Annotated in this window: 14 protein-coding genes and 1 pseudogene; 7 read left to right on the top strand and 8 right to left on the bottom strand. The window is 61.7% G+C overall.

Annotation, left to right across the window (positions count from 1 at the left end; translation table 11 throughout):
* Positions 1 to 45: 45 nt before the first annotated feature.
* Entirely contained in the window at positions 46 to 672 is a 627-nt protein-coding gene (locus WE862_RS09775; protein ID WP_042032885.1) for a glutathione S-transferase, read from the bottom strand.
* Between the two features lie 168 nt (positions 673 to 840).
* Between WE862_RS09775 and WE862_RS09770 the strand changes: the two genes are divergently transcribed.
* The 4 genes from WE862_RS09770 to WE862_RS09755 all read left to right on the top strand — a co-directional run bounded on the left by WE862_RS09770 (position 841) and on the right by WE862_RS09755 (position 4362).
* Positions 841 to 1485 carry a response regulator transcription factor gene (locus tag WE862_RS09770; RefSeq protein WP_033115787.1) on the top strand — a complete coding sequence of 215 codons (645 nt, stop codon included), beginning with the start codon at positions 841 to 843 and terminating at the stop codon, positions 1483 to 1485.
* 87 nt (positions 1486 to 1572) lie between these two features.
* Positions 1573 to 2154 carry a TetR/AcrR family transcriptional regulator gene (locus tag WE862_RS09765; RefSeq protein ID WP_042032883.1) on the top strand — a complete coding sequence of 194 codons (582 nt, stop codon included), beginning with the start codon at positions 1573 to 1575 and terminating at the stop codon, positions 2152 to 2154.
* Between the two features lie 71 nt (positions 2155 to 2225).
* Entirely contained in the window at positions 2226 to 3104 is an 879-nt protein-coding gene (locus WE862_RS09760; protein ID WP_042032881.1) for an alpha/beta hydrolase, read from the top strand.
* Between the two features lie 112 nt (positions 3105 to 3216).
* A complete protein-coding gene (locus tag WE862_RS09755) occupies positions 3217 to 4362 on the top strand; it encodes a patatin-like phospholipase family protein (protein WP_042032880.1) in 1146 nt (381 codons plus the stop codon).
* Between the two features lie 6 nt (positions 4363 to 4368).
* Here the strand turns inward: WE862_RS09755 and WE862_RS09750 are convergent, their stop codons facing one another.
* A complete protein-coding gene (locus tag WE862_RS09750; protein WP_042032878.1) occupies positions 4369 to 6321 on the bottom strand; it encodes a monovalent cation:proton antiporter family protein in 1953 nt (650 codons plus the stop codon).
* Between the two features lie 120 nt (positions 6322 to 6441).
* Between WE862_RS09750 and WE862_RS09745 the strand changes: the two genes are divergently transcribed.
* Entirely contained in the window at positions 6442 to 7344 is a 903-nt protein-coding gene (locus WE862_RS09745) for a GGDEF domain-containing protein (RefSeq protein ID WP_033115791.1), read from the top strand.
* A 54-nt stretch (positions 7345 to 7398) separates the two neighbouring features.
* Here WE862_RS09745 and tilS read toward each other — a convergent pair whose 3' ends face one another.
* Positions 7399 to 8757, bottom strand: a complete 1359-nt coding sequence (tilS, locus tag WE862_RS09740) for a tRNA lysidine(34) synthetase TilS (RefSeq protein WP_042032876.1) — start codon at positions 8755 to 8757, stop codon at positions 7399 to 7401.
* A gap of 221 nt (positions 8758 to 8978) precedes the next feature.
* Between tilS and WE862_RS09735 the strand changes: the two genes are divergently transcribed.
* Both WE862_RS09735 and WE862_RS09730 read left to right on the top strand, forming a co-directional pair.
* Complete coding sequence (locus WE862_RS09735; protein ID WP_042032875.1) at positions 8979 to 11012, top strand: M13 family metallopeptidase; 2034 nt, start codon at positions 8979 to 8981, stop codon at positions 11010 to 11012.
* Positions 11013 to 11132: 120 nt separating this feature from the next.
* Positions 11133 to 11570 carry a PliI family lysozyme inhibitor of I-type lysozyme gene (locus tag WE862_RS09730; protein ID WP_005347855.1) on the top strand — a complete coding sequence of 146 codons (438 nt, stop codon included), beginning with the start codon at positions 11133 to 11135 and terminating at the stop codon, positions 11568 to 11570.
* Positions 11571 to 11650: 80 nt separating this feature from the next.
* Here WE862_RS09730 and pdxY read toward each other — a convergent pair whose 3' ends face one another.
* The 5 genes and pseudogenes from pdxY to yjeH form a co-directional block, all read right to left on the bottom strand.
* Positions 11651 to 12514, bottom strand: a complete 864-nt coding sequence (gene pdxY / locus WE862_RS09725) for a pyridoxal kinase PdxY (RefSeq protein ID WP_042032874.1) — start codon at positions 12512 to 12514, stop codon at positions 11651 to 11653.
* Between the two features lie 71 nt (positions 12515 to 12585).
* Positions 12586 to 14718, bottom strand: a complete 2133-nt coding sequence (locus tag WE862_RS09720; protein ID WP_339058737.1) for a lysine decarboxylase CadA — start codon at positions 14716 to 14718, stop codon at positions 12586 to 12588.
* A 77-nt stretch (positions 14719 to 14795) separates the two neighbouring features.
* Positions 14796 to 16130, bottom strand: a complete 1335-nt coding sequence (gene cadB, locus WE862_RS09715; protein ID WP_041208134.1) for a cadaverine/lysine antiporter — start codon at positions 16128 to 16130, stop codon at positions 14796 to 14798.
* A 769-nt stretch (positions 16131 to 16899) separates the two neighbouring features.
* Positions 16900 to 18432 carry a lysine decarboxylation/transport transcriptional activator CadC gene (gene cadC, locus WE862_RS09710; RefSeq protein WP_042032872.1) on the bottom strand — a complete coding sequence of 511 codons (1533 nt, stop codon included), beginning with the start codon at positions 18430 to 18432 and terminating at the stop codon, positions 16900 to 16902.
* A gap of 373 nt (positions 18433 to 18805) precedes the next feature.
* A pseudogene (yjeH, locus tag WE862_RS09705) lies at positions 18806 to 20084 on the bottom strand (L-methionine/branched-chain amino acid transporter).
* Between the last annotated feature and the right edge of the window lie 9 nt (positions 20085 to 20093).

Genomic DNA, 20093 nt, shown 5'->3' with positions numbered 1-20093 from the left:
GAGAGGGGAGCCAGTGGCTCCCCTCTCTTTTGCACGTCTATCGGCTTACTGCGTCTGGCGTACAGCCGCCGGCCACTGCAGGCGCGCTTTGACCAGGGTCTCCTGCCACAACGGCCAGGCCAGCAGTGCCTGCTGATAGGCTCCAGCCTGACCGGGCAACTGGATGCCATAGCTGGCCAGCCGATAGGCCATCACCGCATAGAAGGCGTCGACAATGCCCGCCTCGCCAAAGTAGAAGGGGCCCCGCGCCTGCGACCAGATCTCCTGCAAACGGGCCAGTTCGCCCACCGCCTCAACCGGCGGCTCGCTGCGGGTGGGAGCACCGAGGAAGAAGGGGAGCAGAGTGCGGATCTGGCGAAAACCGGCGTGCAGCTCGGCGCAGAGGCTGCGAGCCTGAGCCCGCTCGGCCTGAGATGCGGGATAGAGCTGGCGATCGGGGCACAGCTCGTGAACATATTCGGCGATAGCCAGCGAGTCGTGTACCCGCACGCCATCGTGTTCGAGCCAGGGCACCAGCCCGGCCGGCGCCACCCGCTTGAGCCGCACCAACGACTTGGCATCTTCCAGATCGAACACCTGCTCCTGCCATGTCAGGCCGCTCATGGCCAGTACCAGTGCCGCCCGCATCGCCCAGGTGGAGCCCGTGCCCACCGTCAATACCAGAACTCCCATCTTTGCCTCCTGCAGGGACTTGCGCTTTACGCCCCGTCGGCCTCTTGGCACGACATCCGGCGCCCGCTTCACATTTGCGCACAGGCAGGTTTGACCCTCCCGATGAGCGATGCTAGTTTGATTTTTCAAAACAATCAGTTAGCAACCATGTGAGCCATTAACTGAGATATGGACAGCCAATTTACCATCGTCATCGCAGATGACCACCCCCTGTTTCGGGGCGCCCTCTATCAAGCGGTGCACATGGCCATCAACGATGCCCATCTGCTGGAAGCGGACTCCATCGACAGCCTTACCCACCTCCTCGGCGAGCATCCGGAGGTCGACCTGCTGCTGCTCGACCTCAAGATGCCGGGCGCCAACGGCTTTGAAGGGCTGGCTCACCTGCGCGGCCAGTATCCCGACCTGCCGGTCGTGGTGGTATCCGCCTCGGAAGACCCTGCCATCATCCAGCAGGTGCTGCGCCTTGGCGCGCTCGGCTTCATCCCCAAATCGGCGCCGATGAAGGAGCTGGTCACCGCCCTCAATACGGTGATCGGGGGCGATAACTGGGTGCCGGAGGGGATCTCGCTCCATCCCGAATCGGAAGATGGCCCCGATTTCGCCAGCAAGCTGGCCAGCCTCACCCCCCAGCAGTACAAGGTGCTGATCATGCTGCGCGATGGCAGCCTCAACAAGCAGATTGCCTGGGAGCTCAATGTCTCCGAGGCCACCATCAAGGCTCATATCACGGCGATTTTCCGCAAACTCGGGGTCAAGAACCGCACTCAGGCGGTCATCGCGTTGCAGCAGATGGATATCAAGGAGGGTTGAGCCCTCCCATCTTGCCAGCAACTTATCTGCCGCTCGACAAATAGCACGATCGTACTTTATGCTGCCACCAGCCATGAGGAGATCGTGATGAGCAAGGGGCGCCTGACCCGGGAAAACATTTTACAGACAGCCTTCGAGCAAGCGAGCCAGCAAGGGCTGGAGAGCCTGACCATCGGCTCGCTGGCCAATGCCTGCGAGATGTCGAAAAGCGGCCTGTTCGCCCACTTCCACTCTCGCGACAATCTGCAGATCGCCGTGCTGGAGTACGCCGCCGAGGTGTTTCGGGAGCGGGTGATCCAGCCGGTGCGCCAGCAGGAACATCAGAACCAGCACGACAAGCTGATCGCCCTGTTGCAAGCCTGGCTGGCCTGGAACCAGAGCTTTGCCGGACGCTGCATGTTTCTCGATGCCTGGACTTCGGCGCAGGAGGGCGAGGTACAGCAGGCCGCCCGCCAGCTGGTGCGTTTCTGGCTCGACTATCTGGCTCGTCAGGTCGCACAGGGACAGCTGGAGGGGGAGTGGCGCGAGGGGATGGATCCCTGGCGTGCCGTCTACCGCCTCTATGGCCTCTATCTGGCGGATCAGGTGTTCAACGCCCTCAATCTGTGTCAGGATCCGGCCCGCCACTTCTGGCCCGAAGTGGAAGATCTGCTCGCCAGCTGGCGCTGATCTCTTGGCAATCCTTTTTTAAAACCGACAAAAAAGCACGACCGTTCGCACATAAAAACCACAGGATGACCATGAGCAGCAAGATCTACTTCAACACCCGCCGATTCAGCCCGAGCAAATGGCTGCTGGGGATCGGCACCCGATTGCACCATACCCTGGCCCCCGGCCATGCCAAGCGCACCGCCAGCAAGTTGCTGCTGACCCCCCAGCGCAACCAGCGGGACAACGCTGCGCCATCCGGTCTGGTCAAGCAGGCCGTCCATACCAGCGAAGGGACGCTGATGAGCTACCGGCTCGGTCAGGGGCCGCTCTGGCTGCTGATGCACGGCTGGTCAGGCAGTGCCAGCCAGTTCTACCCGCTGATGAGCCATATCGCCGCCCAGGGCTTCACGGCCATTGCCTACGATCACCCGGCCCACGGCCACAGCGCCGGCCATACCGGCCACCTGCCTCGCTTCGTGCGCGCCTTCGACGAGTTGACCGCCCGGCTGGCAACGGAAGTGGGCCCTGTCCATGGGGTTATCGCCCACAGCATGGGGGGCGCCGTCACCCTCTCCAGCCGCCGGCAACATCTTGACGGGCTGCCGCTGCTGCTCATCTCGCCGGTGCTCGACTATGTGCCCCAGCTCTACGGCATGGTGGCACGCTCCGGCTACTCCATCCGGCTGTTCGATGCGGTGGTCAAGGAGATTGAACAAGAGTATCAGCACCCCTTGAGCACGGTCGATCCACTGGGCCGCCTTGCCAGTCGCAGCGGCGAGGCCATCATAGTGCACGATGAAGAGGACAGATTCGCCCCCCATAGCGACTCCCTGCGGGCCAGCCAGGATGGTCATACCCGGCTGGTAAGCACCCGGGGTCTGGGCCACGGTCGCATTCTTGCCAGTGCGCCGGTATTCGCCGCCTTCGATCAGCTGGCACGACCGGAAAATCCTCTCCGGGCCCTTTGACCGGGGGCCATGAAAAAAACGGGCAAGCGCCCGTTTTTATATTCGATACAGCGCCTTATAGTTAATTTGTCAGTGGGAGCATCCTTGTCAGAACACTATAAGGCGCCAGCATATGGCCAGACCCAATACAGCGTTGTTGCTCACCGGAGGCGGAGCGCGCGCCGCCTATCAGATCGGCGCTCTCAAAGCCGTGGCGGAGCTCTATCCGCGCAATCTCGGCATCCCCTTTCCCATTCTGTGCGGTACCTCGGCCGGGGCCATCAACGTCACCGCACTCGCCTGCTACGCCTCCAGCTTTCATCTGGGGGTGCGAAAGCTGGAGTGGGTCTGGCGCCGCTTCGAAACCCACCACATCTTCGATTTTCACCCGGGGCGCCTGCTGTGGCGACTGATGTACGAAGGCTCGGCCGGCCTCATCAATCCCGACACCAACCACGCCTTTCATCTGTTCGACAACGCGCCTTTGCGCCGCCTGCTGGATCAGCTCATCGACTATCACCGCATCGATGACAACATCCTCTACGGCAGTCTGGAGGCGCTCGCCATCACGGCATCCGACTACGACGATGGCCTCTCCACCACCTTTTTTCAGGGGCGAGCCGACCACCATCCCTGGGAACGAGCCAGACGGCGCGGGGTGCGCACCCTGCTCACCTCGGATCATCTGCTCGCCTCCTCGGCGCTCCCCTTTGTCTTTCCGGCCACCCATATCGGCGACAAGTTCTACGGCGACGGCTCCATCCATCAGCTGAGTCCGCTCAGCCCCGCCATCCATCTGGGAGCGGAGCGGATCCTGCTGATCACGCTCGATCCACCAGCCCACTCGGCACCGACTCACCACCACGGCCACCTCACCAGCTCCAATATCGCCAGCCATCTGCTCGATACCGTCTTTACCGACACCCTCAACTCCGATCTGGAGCGGCTTTGGCGCATCAACCAGACTCTGGACCTTATTCCGGAGCGGGAGCGCAATCGCCTCAAGCTGAAGCGGGTGGAGACCTGCGTGCTCAAGCCAAGCGAAGATCTCGATGCCATCGCGCTGGCCTATCTGCGCAAGCTGCCGGTGCAGTTGCGCCGCCTGTTGCGCGTGTTGGGGGTGAAGGGGGATGAGACCAGCAGTCTGGCCAGCTTTCTGATGTTTTATCCGGGCTACTGCCAGCAGCTGATCAAGCTGGGCTATCGGGACACCCTGAAGGAGCAGGCAAGGGTGATCGACTTTCTCGGCATCGAGCCTCAGCCGAGGGAGAGAGAGTAACCCTTCTCAGCGCCCCTCCAGCAGGCGCTGCTCCGCCTGCTCGATGGCAACTGCGGTACCAAACAGGATCAGCCGATCACCTGCCTGCAGGGTCAGCTCATCCCGAGGCTCCAGCATCTGATCGCCACGCTGAACCTCCTTGATCCTCACCTCATCCAGCGGCAGCTCCCGCACTTCGCGCCCCACAGCCCACGCCTGATCATGCAGCATCAATGGGTGGAGGCGCTCCAGCAGCTGATCAGCCTCAAGATTGTTGGCGCTCTGATCCCCCCAGTAGAAGCCGTGCAGAAAGCGGTACTGGCTGCTGCGCTCATGCTCCATGCGCCGGATCACCCGCCCGAGGGGGATATCGCAATTGACCAGCAGATGGGAGACCAGCATCAGGGCTCCCTCCTGAGACTCCGGGATCACCTCAAACGCCCCCGCCTGCTTGTACTGCTCGAGAAAGCTGTCATCCCGGGTGCGTACCAGCACCTTGAGCTCCCCCGCCAGCTCGCGGATCAGTGCCAGCATCGCCTCCACCCGCTTGCGATCGTCGAAGGTGATGATCACCAGCCGGGCCCGCAGCAGACCGGCCGCCAGCAGGATGTCGCGCCGGCTGGCATCGCCAAAGGCCACCTGCTCCCCTGCCTGCTTGGCCTCACTCACCCGCTCCGGGTCAAGGTCGAGCGCCAGAAACGGGATCTCCTCGAGCTTGAGAAAACGGGCGCAGGTCTGCCCCGCCCGGCCAAACCCGGCGATGATGACGTGCTGGCTCTTGCTGAGTCCCGACTGGGCGACTTCGGAGCGGGTCAACAGCGTCGGATCGGTCAGACTGCGGGCCAGTGAGTGGGCCTGAGTAACCAGCCAGGGGGTCATGGCAATGGAGATGATGCCGATGCCGATCAACCGAGAGACCAGTTGCGGATCCAGCAGACCGTGGTGAAGTGCCAGCGCCAACAGCACAAAGCCGAATTCCCCCACCTGACTCAACATGATGCCAGCCGCCATGCTGTCGCGCTTGCGCTCTCCCATCAGCCGGCCGGCCAGCAACACCAGCAGGGATTTGCAGAGCACCAGCGCCACCACGCAGAGCAACACCTGCCACCAGGCCTGTGCCACCAGCACCCAGTCCATGTTCATCCCGATGGTGATGAAAAAGAGTCCCATCAGCACATCGCGAAAGGGCTTGATGTCCACCTCAAGCTGATGGCGATAGTGGGACTCCCCCAGCATCATGCCGGCCAGAAAGGCCCCCAGCGCCATCGAGAGACCGAGCGAATAGGTCATGAAAGCGGCCAGCAACGCCACCAGCAGGGCGCTCAGCACGAACAGTTCGTCGGAGCGGGCACGCGCCACCTCGTGAAACAGCAGCGGCAACAGCCACTTGCCCACCGCCAGCAGGCTCAACAGGGCGAAGAGCCCCTTGAGAATTGCCCAGGCAATCTCGGCAGCCAGCGCGCTGCCCTGCACCTGTGGCTCGGCCAGAATGGGGATCATCACCAGCAGGGGCACCACCGCCAGATCCTGAAACAGCAGCACACTCACCCCCAACTGGGCACGACGGGTATGGAGCTGCTTCTGCTCGCCCAGCTGCTTGATCACCACCGCCGTCGAGGAGAGCGCCAGCGTGCCCCCCACCACCAGCGCCTGCGCCAGACTCAGCCCCAGATGCCAGCCAAACCAGAAGAAGAGCAGTGAGGTGAGCAGCACCTGCAAGCCGCCAACCCCCAACACCAGATAGCGCATCGCCAGCAGCTTGGGGAGGGAGAACTCCAGCCCCAGCGAGAACATCAGAAAGACGATCCCGAGCTCTGCGATGGTCTGCATGATCGACTGGCCGGTGATCACCGCCAGCCCGTGCGGGCCCAGAAGTACGCCGGCAATCAGGTAGGCGAGGATCACCGGCAAGCCGAAACGTCGGAAAATTGCCACCAGCAGGACGGCGGCGAAGAGCAGGATCAGCAGGTCTGTGTACAAATTTTCCCCTCCTTTTTATCAACTTAAGTCTAGTCAGCCGATCCTTGGCTCAGGAAACATATATTGGGCATGCCAATTGCAGGTGAAGGGGAGCAGTCAAGTGGTTACAGGTGGAAGACCATGGAAAACAGATCGTCACTCAATGGCTTTAGCCATGGCATCGAGCAGTGGGTTCGCCAGATGGAGCGGCTCACGCCCTTGCCCAGCGTAGAACGCAATCAGTTGCTGGAGCAGTTGCTGGGGCAGCACGAGCTCGGCGGCCTGCTGACAACTTTTGCCGATCGAGCGGCAAAAATTGTCAGGATCCACAGTCTCTATATGGACGGTAGCCACCCCCATGTACTGATCCAGCACCCGCCGATGGCCACCCTCAACCTGCACAGCTACCTGTTCGAGCTGCGCGGCCAGCATGAGCAGCTGCTCGGCCAACTCCACTACGAGCTGGAACACCCGCTGAGCGGCAGCCAGCAGCGAGTGCTGCTGCAGTACCATCAGCTGCTCAGCCTGTTGCTGCCCCTCTACATGCGGCTGGAAAAACTGGATCAGCAGGTGCGCCTCGATCACCTGACCGGCCTTGGCAACCGCTCCTATTTTGACGAAGCCATTGGCCGCGCCATCGAGCAGCACAGCCGCGAGCCCCATGGTCTGGTGCTGGTGCTGCTGGATCTCGACCGCTTCAAGCAGATCAACGACACCTGGGGCCACCCGGTCGGGGATCTGGTGCTGAGCCGCTTCGCCCAGCTGCTCAAGGGGTGCATCCGCAGTACGGATCAGGCCTTCCGGCTCGGGGGGGATGAGTTCGCCCTGCTGCTGCAACCGGCCGAACCCGAAGCCTGGCGTCCGGTCTGGCTGCGCCTGCAGCACATGCTGATGACCAACAAGGAGCTCAGCACCTTCTCGGTCGGTTGCAGTCTGGGGGCCGCCAGCTGGCAATCAGGCGTCAGTGTTCAAGCTCTTTACGAGGCGGCAGACAGCCACCTCTACGCCCGCAAAAAAGCCGGCAAAGCCGGCCTCGCGGAATAACCGGGTACTCTTCTTTGCTCCGGCACATGCAGCCATGTGACCGGAGCCCTTTTTTTACTCAGGTTCCTGCTCAGGCAACAGCAACCCCTCTTGCGTTGGCAACCATTGATATGAAAGCCCCTCCTGCTCTGCCATAAATCCGTCGCAGACAAAGAGTCCGACCACAGCCGCTACCTGCTCGCCATAGTAGAGGATAGGGATCCGCCCCCGCTGCCACGAAGGAACGCCGTACTCCTGCAACAGCTTCTTCAAGCGGCGACTGCCACCACGTCCCACCGGCTTCAGCATGGCGCCCGGCACCACGCCAAAGCGTACCGACAGAGGCTCCTGTGGCCGGGGCAAACGCAGCAACCCCTCTCCCGCTTTTTCCATACGCACCACCAGTTCACCCAACCCATCCGGCAGAGTCAGCGGCTCGCCCGGCGTCAACGGCAACACCTGATGACAAGGTTGCAGATCCGGGGCGACCAGATAGAGGCGCTCCTGAAAACGGCGGCAACTCAGGCCACCCCAGTTGAGCTGCGGATTGGCATCGGGCCGCGCCAGCGCCACCTCCTGCCACAACCGGGCAAGCTGTTCGCGCGATGGCATCTCCCCCCCCTGACGGCGGATCCAGTAGCGCAGCAGGTTGTTGCGCCGGGTCGGCGAGAGTGCATGCAGCGGGCCGATATGGAGCGCATCCCCTTCGCCGGCCAGCTGCCAGTCGCTCTCGGCCAGCTCGTCCAGCAGCGCCTCCTGCTCGGCGCACAGCGCCATGCTGCGGGCCGCAGTACGGGCAATGGCAGGCCAGCGCGCCTTGAGTTGGGGGATAAGCGTCTGGCGCAGAAAATTGCGGTCATAACTCACATCCTGATTGCTCTCATCCTCGACCCAACCATAAGGCAGGGTGGCGGCAACCTCGGCCAGTTCGGCTCGGCTGATATCGAGCAGCGGCCGCAGCAGCAGACCGCCAGCAAAGGGCTGGCTTGGCAAGATGCCGGCCAGACCGCGCAGACCGGCGCCGCGCTTGAGGGCCAGCAGCAGGGTCTCCAGCTGATCATCCTGATGGTGAGCGGTGAGCAGCCACTCCCCCTCCGTCATGTGCGTCATCAGCCGCTGGTAGCGGGCGGTGCGTGCCTGCGCTTCCAGACTCTCGCCATTGCCGCGGGCAAGGGTTACCCGCTCGACAATGAGCGGCACCGCCAGCTGCTGGCAGACCAACTCGCAATGAGCCACCCACTCGTCGGCATGGGGGCTGAGACCGTGGTGCACGTGCAGCGCCCGAAGCGGCAAGCCGTGCTCACGGGCAAACTGCGCTGCCAGCACCAGCAGCAGGGTGGAGTCGAGGCCACCGCTGAAGGCCACCAGCAGGCGAGTGGAACCTTCCGGTTCTGGCAGAGTCTGACAAAAGCGAGAATAAAGATGAGAAATCATAGGCTTCCCCAAAACGGACTGGCCGATCTTAGCAGAGTCGCGGCTGGCAAGCTGCACTGTGGCGACTCGGGGCTCGTTCGGGAGTATTCATCCTGACGACGCCGCTTGCGCCGGCACGGCAACCCACCCTAGAGTAGGGCTCGCCTGTGCAGACCCGAAAGTCACCAGTTCAAAAGAGGCGCAGGCAGGGAAGCAAACAACCCGATGTGGAATCAGATCCCATGAACAACAAGAAAAGCATTCTGGCCGGCCTTATCGGGCTGGCCCTGTTGGCTGGTTGCAGCCAGGCGCCCGAGAGCGCGCCGAAACACTCCGGACTGGCGCTGGCCAATATGGACACCCGGGTCAAACCCGGCGATGACTTCTTCCGCTACGTCAACGGCAAGTGGCTCGCCACCGCCAAGATCCCCGACGATCGCCCCGCCGATGGTGCCTTCTACATGCTGCGGGACAAATCCCTCGCCGATGTGCGGATACTGGTCGAGGGGCTGGCCCATCAACAGGCCGCTACCGGCACGCCAACCCAACAGATCCGCGATCTCTACGCCAGTTATCTGGATCAGGCTGGCCGCGACGCCAAGGGGCTCACCCCGCTGGCGCCGGCGCTGGCCGATATCGACCGGATCCACGATCAGGCGGCACTGGCCCGCGCCTTTGCCCAAAGTGGCCGTATGGGCGGTGGCGCGCCGTTCGGCATCTGGATCGATGCCGACGCCAAGGCGCCGGATCGCTATGCGGTCTACCTCTATCAGGGCGGGCTGGGGCTGCCGGATCGCGACTACTACCTCAAGCAGGATCCCGACAGTCAGGCGCTGCGCCAGAAGTACCAGCAACATATCGCCGCCATGCTGAGTCGCCTCGGTGAATCTGATCCGAGCGGCAAGGCCAAGCGGATTCTCGCCCTCGAAACCCGGCTCGCCACCATCCAGTGGGACAACGTCGCGCTGCGGGATCGGGAGAAGAACTACAACAAACGCCCCGCCAGCGAGCTGGTACGTTTAGCCCCTCACCTCGACTGGCAAGCCTATCTCGATGCGGCCGGCATTGCCGCCCAACCGGATCTCGTCATCGGTCAGCCGACCTATCTGAGCGCGCTGGATCAGGTGATGGCCCAGACCCCCATCGCCGACTGGCAGGCCTACCTCAAGTGGCAACTGCTGACCGACTACGCCCCCTATCTCGACAGCGAGACCGACCGGGCCAACTTCGCCTTCTACGGCACCACGTTGAGCGGCACGCCCAAGCAGCGGGCCAGCTGGGAGCGTGGGCTGGGGGTGCTGAACGATCATCTGGGTGAAGCGGTCGGCCAGCTCTATGTGGCCCGCTACTTCCCGCCTGCGGCCAAGGAGCGGATGGAGCAGCTGGTTGAGAACCTGCGCACCGCCTATCGCCAGAGCATTGAAGAGCTCGACTGGATGTCGCCGGAGACCAAGACCCAGGCGCTCGAGAAGCTGGCCAAGTTCCGACCCAAGATCGGCTATCCGGACAAGTGGAAGGATTACAGCGCCATCGCCATCAAACCGGACGATCTGGTGGGCAACCTGCAGCGCTCGCAAGCCTTCGAGTATGCCGACAATCTGGCTCGCCTCGGCAAGCCGGTCGATCGGGACGAGTGGCACATGTCGCCCCAGACGGTGAATGCCTACTACAACCCGAGCAACAACGAGATCGTCTTCCCGGCGGCCATTTTGCAGCCCCCCTTCTTCGACATGACAGCGGATGACGCAGTCAACTACGGCGCCATCGGCGGGGTCATTGGCCACGAGATGGGCCACGGTTTTGATGATCAGGGGGCCAAATCCGACGGCGACGGCATGATGCGCGACTGGTGGACGCCGCAGGATCTCAAGGAGTTCCGCTTCCGCACCAGCCGGCTGGTGGCCCAGTACAACCGCTTCGAGCCCATCAACGGTCAGTTCGTCAACGGCCAGTTCACCCTGGGCGAGAACATCGGCGATCTGGGCGGCCTCACCATCGCCCACAAGGCCTACGAGCTGTCGCTGGATGGCAAGGAGGCGCCGGTACTGGATGGCTTTACCGGCGAGCAGCGCTTCTTCCTCGGCTGGGCGCAGGTGTGGAAAGGGATGTATCGTCCCGAACTGATGCAGATGTTGCTGCGCTCCGACCCCCACTCGCCACCCGAGTACCGGGTCAACGGCGTGGTGCCAAACATTCCCGCCTTCTACGAGGCATTCAACATCCAGCCGGGGGACAAGCTCTATCTGCCGCCCCAGAAACGGGTGAAGATCTGGTAATGCACGCCTCTTGTGAGGCATAACAGAGGGGCGGATGCCATGTGTCGGCACCGCCCCATCTCCATACGTTGACGTCAGTGAACGGCCCTGCCGCTCACCGCAGTAACAAGGGTAATGCCTATGAAAACCTTGCTGATGACACTCGGTCTGCTCACTCTGCCCTTGACCGGCCAGGCAGCGGAGAGCTTCTTCAAACAGCTGACACTCCCCTCCGGTCAGGTGATCACGGTGGCTGAAGGACGCGGTGAACCCGCCTCCATCGGCAGCTACGATGTGCGCCTCTACTCCGGCGCCAATCCCCAGTTCCCGCTGGATCAGTTCATCGACGGCAAGGTGCTGCCGCGCGATGGCTCCATCAAGGAGCTGAAATTACTGGATCTCAACGGTGACAAGCAGCCCGAGCTGGTGGTCATCATGGAGAGCGCCGGCAGCGGCAGCTACCTGAGCGCCGACGCCTTTACCATCAGTGCGCAGGAGGGGCTCGACACCTTCAACCATGTCGAGGGACTCGGCCCCAAGGAGGATGTGATCGAGGCGCTCAAGGATCCCAAGGATTAAGGCGCGACTGCCCACATCCTTCAGAAATAGAAAAAGCCCTGACCAGCAGGGCTTTTTTGTATCCAGAATCGGCGACGCTGCTACTCAAGGCGAGTGGCCCGGGTACGCACCAGCGGCAACGCCATCTCGTGTTGTGCCGCCACCAGTTGCAGCTCGTAGGCCCCCGTCAGCCAGGTGCGAGCCAGCACCGCATCGACACTGGCGTTGGTGCGCTCGAACGCCACCACCGGAGTGAAACCGGCCAGCAGATTGGCCAGCATGGTGGCGCTTAGCAGATCCCCGACCCCGATGGGGTGGCGGGCAAAAGGGTAGAGCGGACGCGAGAGGTGAAACGCCCCCTCCTCGCACACCAGCAGCATCTCGAAGCGATCCATGGCAAAGCCGGCCTTGCCCAGATGCTTTACCAACACCATCTTGACCCCCTGTTCGCGCAGCTGCTGGCACGCCGCCAGCGCCTGCGAGACATTGCCGATGTCGCGACCGGTCAGCTGTTCCAGCTCCAGCAGGTTGGGGGCCAGCAGGTCGGCGCGGGGCAAGGCCCGCTCCCGGAAAAAGTCGGTGACGCCGGGCGCTACTATGCACCCCTTGTCCGGGTGACCCATCACGGGATCGCAGAAGTAGAGGGCACCGGGATTGCACGCCTTGAGCCGGGCCACTGCCGCCAGGATCTCCTCCCCCTGCTCGGCCGATCCGAGGTAGCCGCTGAGCAGCGCATCGCACCTAGCCAGCACGCCAATCTCCGCCAGCCCATCCACCAGCTGGGCGATATGGCCCGCCGGCATCACCATCCCCTGCCACCCCTCACTGTACTGGGTGTGGTTGGAGAACTGCACCGTGTTCATCGGCCACACCTCGATGCCGAGGCGACGCATGGGAAAGACGGCGGCACTGTTGCCGGCACAGCCAAAGACCACATGGGATTGAATGGAGAGCACTCGCTTCATGATGACTCACGCAAGAAAAGAGAAATTCCGGAGGGAAAAACGGGCCTTGCGGCCCGTTGTTGTCACTGTGATTAACGCAGCACCTTGACGGTGTAGCTGCCATCGGCCTGACGATAGAGGCCGTGGATGTCGGTCTCGAAGCCCGGGTAGTGAGCACCGATCTCGCACAGCATCTCGAGGAACTCGAGCACCGGCAGAGAATCCTTGGTCACCATCTCGCCCGGCAGAACCAGCGGTACTCCCGGCGGGTACGGCAGGATCATGTTGGCGCTGATGCGGTTCACCATGTCACGCAGCGGCACTTCCACCACGTTGCCGGCCAGCTCCTGCTGCCATGCAGCGTGCGGAGTCATCTTCATCTCCGGCAGTACGTCGAACGCCTTGAACATCAGCTCTGGCAGACGGTACTTGCTGGTCAGCTCGTGAATGCGCTGCGCCAGCTCCTGGATGCGCATCCCTTCGTAGAAGCTCGGGTCTTCACGATAGAGGCTCGGCAGGATGCTCTTGATGGTCAGGTTCAGGTCGTAGCCACGCTTGAACTCGGTCAGGGCGCGCAGCAGCTGCATCGCCTTGGACTGATCGATACCGATGGAGAAGAGGAACAGCATGTTGTAGGGGCCGGTCTTCTCGACCACGATGCCGCGCTCGTCCAGGAACTTGGAGACCAGAGAGGCAGGGATGCCCTTCTCCAGCAGCTGGCCGTCACGACCCATACCCGGAGTCAGCAGAGTGACCTTGATCGGATCCAGGTACATGTGGTTGTCATCGATGTCCTTGAAGCCGTGCCAGTCATCTTTCGGATCCAGCTTCCAGCACTCGACGGTGTCGATGTTGTCCGGCTGCCATACGTCGAAGAACCAGCCTTCGCTCTGATCACGCAGACGCTTGATCTCTTTGCGGAAGGAGATGGCGCGATCGATGGAGTCCTTGATCAGACGCTTGCCGGTGTTGCCACGCATCATGGCAGCAGAGATCTCGGTAGAGGCCACGATGCCGTACTGCGGCGAGGTGGAGGTGTGCATCATGAAGGCTTCGTTGAAGGTCTCTTCCTCCACGTCACCCTTGATGTGGATCATCGAGGCCTGGGAGAAGGCCGCCAGCAGCTTGTGGGTGGACTGGGTTTCGTAGAACACCTTGCCCGGCATCGCTTCGCCGCTCATGCCGCACTTGCCTTCATAGATCGGGCTGAAGTTGGTGTAAGGCACCCAGGCACTGTCGAAGTGGATGTAAGGAGTATCCAGACTCTCCTTGATGAAGCCGGTGTTGTAGAGCAGGCCATCATAGGTGGAGTTGGTGACGACGGCGTAACGGGGAGCCTGGGCACCCGGTGTCGCGGCAACCTTGGCAGCGATGGTGTCGCGGCTGAATTCGCTCTGCGGGATACCACCCAGAATGCCGTAGGCGTTGCGGGTCGGACGGAAGTAGATCGGCGTCACGTCGTTCATCATCATCAGGTGAGTGAGCGACTTGTGGCAGTTACGGTCAACCAGCACTGTGCTGCCGGCCGGCGCGGAGTACATGCCGACGATCTTGTTGGCAGTGGAGGTGCCGTTGGTAACGATGTAGGAGCGATCGGCGTTGAAGGTACGGGCGATGTACTCTTCGGCTTCCTTGTGCGGACCTGAGTGATCCAGCAGGGAGCCCAGCTCCGGCATGGAGATGGAGACGTCAGCCTTGAACGCGTTCGGGCCGTAGAAGTCATAGAAGATGCTGCCGGCCGGGCTCATCTGGAAGGCGGTACCGCCCATGTGACCCGGAGTACAGAAGGTGTATTTGCCCTCTTCCACGTATTTGAACAACGCCTTGGTGAACGGCGGCAGGATCGCGTCCTGATACTCCTGAGTGGCCTGACCCATCTTGAGGGCGATGTCGTCAGCCATGCCGAGACGGTACTCGAAGAAGTGGACGTTCAGACGCAGGTCGGTCAGGTGAATGTCCAGGGTGGACTGGTCGTTGGCGAAGGCGAAGATCGGCAGCTTCTCGTTGCGATCGTGGATCTCCTTGCACAGACCCAGAGAGTATTTGTCCCAGTCGAAGATGGCGCCGCAAACGCGGGGGTTCTTCTCGATCAGTTTCAGCAGGTCGGCGACGTCGACCGGATAAACAACCTCGAAACCCTTGCGCTCGAGGGAGGCTTGCAGCTGGCGAATGGGTTCTTCTTTAAAGAAAACGCCGAGGTGGTTGAGGATGGCAATGATATTCATCGTAATGCTCCACACGTAAAGGGGCGCTCTCCATCAGGGATGGTGAGTGAAGAGCGCTCGGAAGATAAAAGGGGAAATCAGTTGCTGGGTTGTTCGTTCAGCAGGGCATCGTGCTGACGCAGACCCAGTTTTTTGGCGTAGAACATCAGGATGATGAGCGACACCACGAAGGTAGCTGTGAGGTTGGAACCCTTGGCACCCATCAGGGCTACCAGACAGAAGACGCAGGCCACACCGGAGAAGATCATGGCGCCGATGCTGCGGGAGGTCATGCCTTCAAAACGGATCAGGTTAATGCTGGAGTAGAAGTAGGGCAGCATGGTCAGCAGCACCGCATCTGTGGTCAGCACGTTGAAGAGATCGGCAGCGTGAGCGGACTGGGAAGTGAAAGCGGTCAGGCCAATCATCAGGGCAGTCATCTTCAGGGAGCCCAGGATCAGACCCTTCTTGGCTACGCCGTTCTTGTCCACTTCACCGTAGATTTTCGGGAAGTTGCCATCGTTGGCGGCACGCTTGCCCGCCTCGCCTACCAGCATCATCCAGGAACCGAGCGAGGTGAAGCAGGCCAGGGCGGTGAAGGCAGAGACGAACGGTGCAGACCAGCTACCGAAGATGGCGGAAGAGGCCATGGCAAACGGGGCGCCGGAGGCAGCCACTTCACCGGCCGGAAACATGCCGCTGATCACTTGGGTAGAGAGGATGTAGATAACACCCGCGATACCGGTACCCAGCATGGTGGCGAGCGGTACGGTACGCTTCGGATTCTTCACCATGCCGGAAGAGACGGCGGCAGATTCAACACCGACGAAAGACCAGAGGCAGATCAGCACTGCGCTGATGACCGCATGCAGGTCGCTGCCACTGGTGGTGTTCCAGTTCTGGCTGTAGACGGCGCTGTCAAAGTGAGTCCAGCCCACCAGAGCGGTACCCACCACCGGCAGCAGGATCAGTACCAGACCCAGAGTACAGAGTCGGCTCACCCAGCTACCGCCAAGCAGGTTGACGAAGGTGAAGATCCAGACGGCAGCGATGGTGGCTGCAGCGGCCGGGATCGGGCTGTTGAGAATGGGGAAGAAGACCGAGAGGTAGGAGACGCCGGTAATGGCGATGGCCAGGTTACCGATCCAGTTGGCGTGGTAGTAGAGCACACCGGTCTGGAAACCGAATACCGGAGAGATCTCGCCGGCGTAGGCAATGGGGCCACCCTCTTGCGGGTTCTTGGTAGCGAGGCGGGCGAAAACGAAGGCGAGGCCCATGGCGCCTACCAGACAGATAGCCCAGCTGAATACAGAAATGGAACCTATGTTGGCCAGTGCCGAAGGCAGCAGTGCGATACCGCTCCCCATCATGTTGCCGGCCACTACACCTGTACAGGCGATAAGGCCGATCTTCTTGCTCGTATCTAGGGACATAAGATCTCCGGGTCTTTAAAAAGGTCGGGTCGTCACATACACAGTTGGCACAACGTCCGGCCAACGAATGGGCACAGACTAGGCCTCTCGTCCCCGAAAAACATAAGGAGCAGCTAACGGATAAAAATATGAGGCAACTTTTTTCACCCTCCTCGCCAACCCTATAAAAAATCTTTAAAAACAGTAAGTTAATAACTCATCACCAAGCTTTCTTGATAAAACCTTGATATCCGGCAGCCCGGTTTTTTCGCCTTGATAACCCCTTTATCTCGCCGTCTTGATATTTTTCCCGCAATAAACCCGGGATAAAGGGGTTCGCACAGAACCTCCCCGCTCTCGCCCGCCCTGTTCATCTCATCGACCCGGCCAATCCCATCGCCGTCAGTGCCATCTGCTATGGAATTTGCCCTCCCTCTGAATGACAACAGCGCTGCCTATCTGGGGTCATCGGCTCGCTCAATTCGCTGTTGGCAACCCGTGCGGCGCCATGGCCACACACGCCAAATGACCTAATCGGAAGAAGTTCGCTCCGGCTGGACATAGCTGGAGGTGCGGGAATGCAGGAGATGGATGATGCGAAGAAACGACAAAAGCAAGCGGTATGCCCGGCACGGTTCGCCGGAAGATCACCTGGGGTAGAGCACCACGATATGGCTTGCAGATAGCCTCTTTTCAGGAGCCTCAAGCCTGATAAAAGGCGGCCAGAAACGGCTCAGGCCACCCGAAGGTGGCCTGAGAGAAGGGACCGACAGCAACAAAGGGGGCGGAATTAGAAGAGCTTCACCTTGCTCTGACCCAGTGCATCGAATAGCGCCGGGGTGAGGGTCTCCATGTTGCTGTAGAAACCGAGCTGCTGGCAGAGCAGATAGGTCTGCTCGGTCGCCTCCATCAGAAAAGCCTGACTGTAGGCGTCCCCCGCCTCTTCCGGGCGGCCATCCAGCTCAGCCAGCTTGCCCTGCAGTATGTAATAGAGCACCGAGCGGCCGCGTTTTGCCGCCTGCTCCAGCAGATAGTTGGCCTGCTGCTGCTCGCTGTTGAGCACCGCCTGCAGCGCCAGCGCCTCCCACACCCGGGATGGCAGGGCACCGCCAGTTTGCACCACGCGGGCGAGATGGGTTCCCACCTCCTGCAGCCGCTCGCTCTCGGACTTGCCAGCCAGGGTAGCCAGCACCTCACCGGCCAGATAGCGCTCCGCCAGCAGCAGCGGCTGATCAGGCTGGAGCGCCAGCGCCTCTTCGAGCAGCTCGATACCACGCTTGAGGGCGACCGGATCCCGGCTGTTGGTGTAGTAGTGAGCCTCCATCATCGCCATCAGGGAGGCATCATCGGTCGGCCACCCCATGCCCGGCTCAGCATCCGGCTGGTCGAGGGCGCGCAGCAGATCCTGACTGCTCTCTTGCAGCACGCCGTGCACGTTGTGGCGGCTCAGCTGGTACTGATGGCTGAACAGCACCCGGTTGGTGTTGATATTGCGGTACTCCAGATCGAGGTAGGTGCCGCGCGGCTGGCGCGAGACCCGCACGCTCAGCTCCTTGCCGGGCATGATGCCTCCCATCAGAGTGGTGGCACCATACTGCACCCGCAGTGGCGTCGCCGCCGCCACCTCGGCCATCAGGGCGCGAGTGATGCCGTCGGCAAGGCGGACGTTCTCGTTGTTGTCATCCATGCCGGAGTGGAAACGGAACACCAGCAGGTTGGGATCCAGCATGGAGTGCACCTGCGGCGCCGTGTGCTGGTAACTGAGCAGGCTGACGATGGCAACCAGAATGACGGCCACGAAGATATCGAAACTTACCATCTTCCAGCGGCTGCGAGCATCCTTGGCATGGTTGGAGATGGCGCGGGTCAGGGGCCCGGCGGGAAAAGGGGCCACATTGGCGAGCGGCTCATCCTCAGCGGGCGGACTGAGGTCGGAGAGGGTCGGATTGAGCTGGGAATTGGTCGAGGAGACCGCATGCTCCTCGGCAGCAACCAGCTCCTGCTGCGGCCGTACCGGCGCAACCAGCTTGTAGCCACGCTTGGGCACGGTGACGATATAGTCGGTCGCGTCGGTGCGACCATCTTTGAGGATCTTGCGCAGTTCGAAGATGGACTGGGTCACGACCTGATCGGTCACCTCGGCGCCGTCCCACACCTCGTTGATCAGGGCATCGCGACCAAACACGGTGCCGGCATTGCTGGCCAGAAACCGCAACAGGTTGACCAGCCGGGGTTCGAGGTAGACCTCGCGGTCGGGACGGCAGAGCGTGTTGTCGTCAACGCTCAGGGTCCAGTCATGGATCTCAAAAACCGATTCGCTCATGATTCACTCGCAGCAGATGGAGACAATGCTCGATGAGAGTGACGCAGGACCTGGGCTGACTGAACGGAACGAAGCGCTGTCACGCAAGGGCGACAGAGAAGAAGAGAACCGAAGCAGTAACATCTCTGTGAGCCAGTCTGGCCAGGCCATCCTGTTGACGTCTGAAGGGCATCCTTGCGGGCATTCCGGGCTGAGCCGGAAAAGAGTCACTTTAAGCAAAACGAGAGCCGGATCCCACTTTTTTTGCCGACAAATCACCGATGAGTTGATCCAACAGGGGGATTTTGGCAAAAAGCGCGCGGACTTATGACCCATATGAGCATCCGTTATGCCCATATCAAAAAGCCCCGCACTGCGGGGCTTTTTTCGGGGATTACTTGATGGCGCAAATATCGTCAGAGGTCAGCAGCCGGCGTCTGCGCCGCCACAACGAGAAGCCGCCGTAGCCAAGACTCAGCACCACCGCATAGAGCACCTGAGTGGCGAGCGCCACCAGCACCAGAGCGCAGAGCAGCACGCTCACCCCCGCCAGCCCCTTGCCCACCCCGCCAAGCAGGCGCCAACCCGCCGCCATGCAGAGCAGATAGACCAGCACGAAGTTGCCGTTGGCGTAGCGGATCAGCTCATCGAGCGGCAGTCGCAGCCAGATGATGAGGGTGATGCAGAGCAGGCAGATGGCGAGCACCAGACCGAGCGCCCGCAGCGGTGCGCCGCGGGCGGTGAGCACGGCCAGCGAGGTAGGCAGCTTGCCTTCGCGCGCCATACTCCAGATCAGCCGGGCAAAGCCCTGAATGTAGATGTTGATGCTGGCAAAACAGGAGAGGTAGCCGAGCACCGCCACCAGCCACTTGGCGGTGGGGCCAAACAGCAGCGCCAGCAGGGAGGGAATGGCGGTGGCGTTTTTCGCCTCATCGCCGTAGAGGCCGTACTTGAGCACCACCAGCGAGTGTACCCAGTAGATAAGCCCCGCCAGCAGCACACCGCCGAGCAGGGCGATGGGGTAGTCCCGCTCCGGCCGCTTGAACTCCTCCCCCATATGGGCGAAAGCTTCCAGCCCGACGAAACACCAGAACATCACCGCCAGCGCGGTGGCCATGGCGGGCCACTCGTCCGTCGTCGGCAGCGGTCGCGCTGCATCGCGCCAGCTCACCTCCCCCTTGAACCAGATAAGCAGGGTGAGCCCCAGAATGGCCAGCGCGATCAGCAGTTGCAGATTGCCGGAGGAACGTGCCCCGCGCAGCCCCAGCAGAAAGACCCCGAGCAGGGTCAGCAGCTGGATGGCCCAGAGGTGCCCACTCCCCCATCTCGAACAGGGCGTGCCAGAAACCGGCGGCAATCATCAGGGCGGCGGGCAGCCCCACTGGCAGCACCGCCAGAAACAGGAAGGCGGAGAAGCGCTCGGCGCCGTTGCCAAAGGCGAGGCCAATCAGGTGCGGCGCACCGCCCGCATGGGGATAGCGGCGGCCGAGGCGGGCGAAGGTAAAGGCGATGGGCAGCACCAGCGCAATCAGCAGCAACCAGGCCCAGAGCGAGGCCCCGCCCGCCAGCGAGGCGGCGGTCGCCGGTACCACGAAGATCCCGGTGCCGAGCAGCGAGGTGGCGAGCAGCCCCATCCCCTGCCAGAGCCCGAGATCCTTTTTCAACCCAGACATATCCTTTTG

It is taken from the genome of Aeromonas jandaei (assembly GCF_037890695.1).
GTDB lineage: Bacteria > Pseudomonadota > Gammaproteobacteria > Enterobacterales > Aeromonadaceae > Aeromonas > Aeromonas jandaei.
Note: the sequence above shows the minus strand (reverse complement) of the source record. Positions and strands in the feature narration are given on the sequence as shown.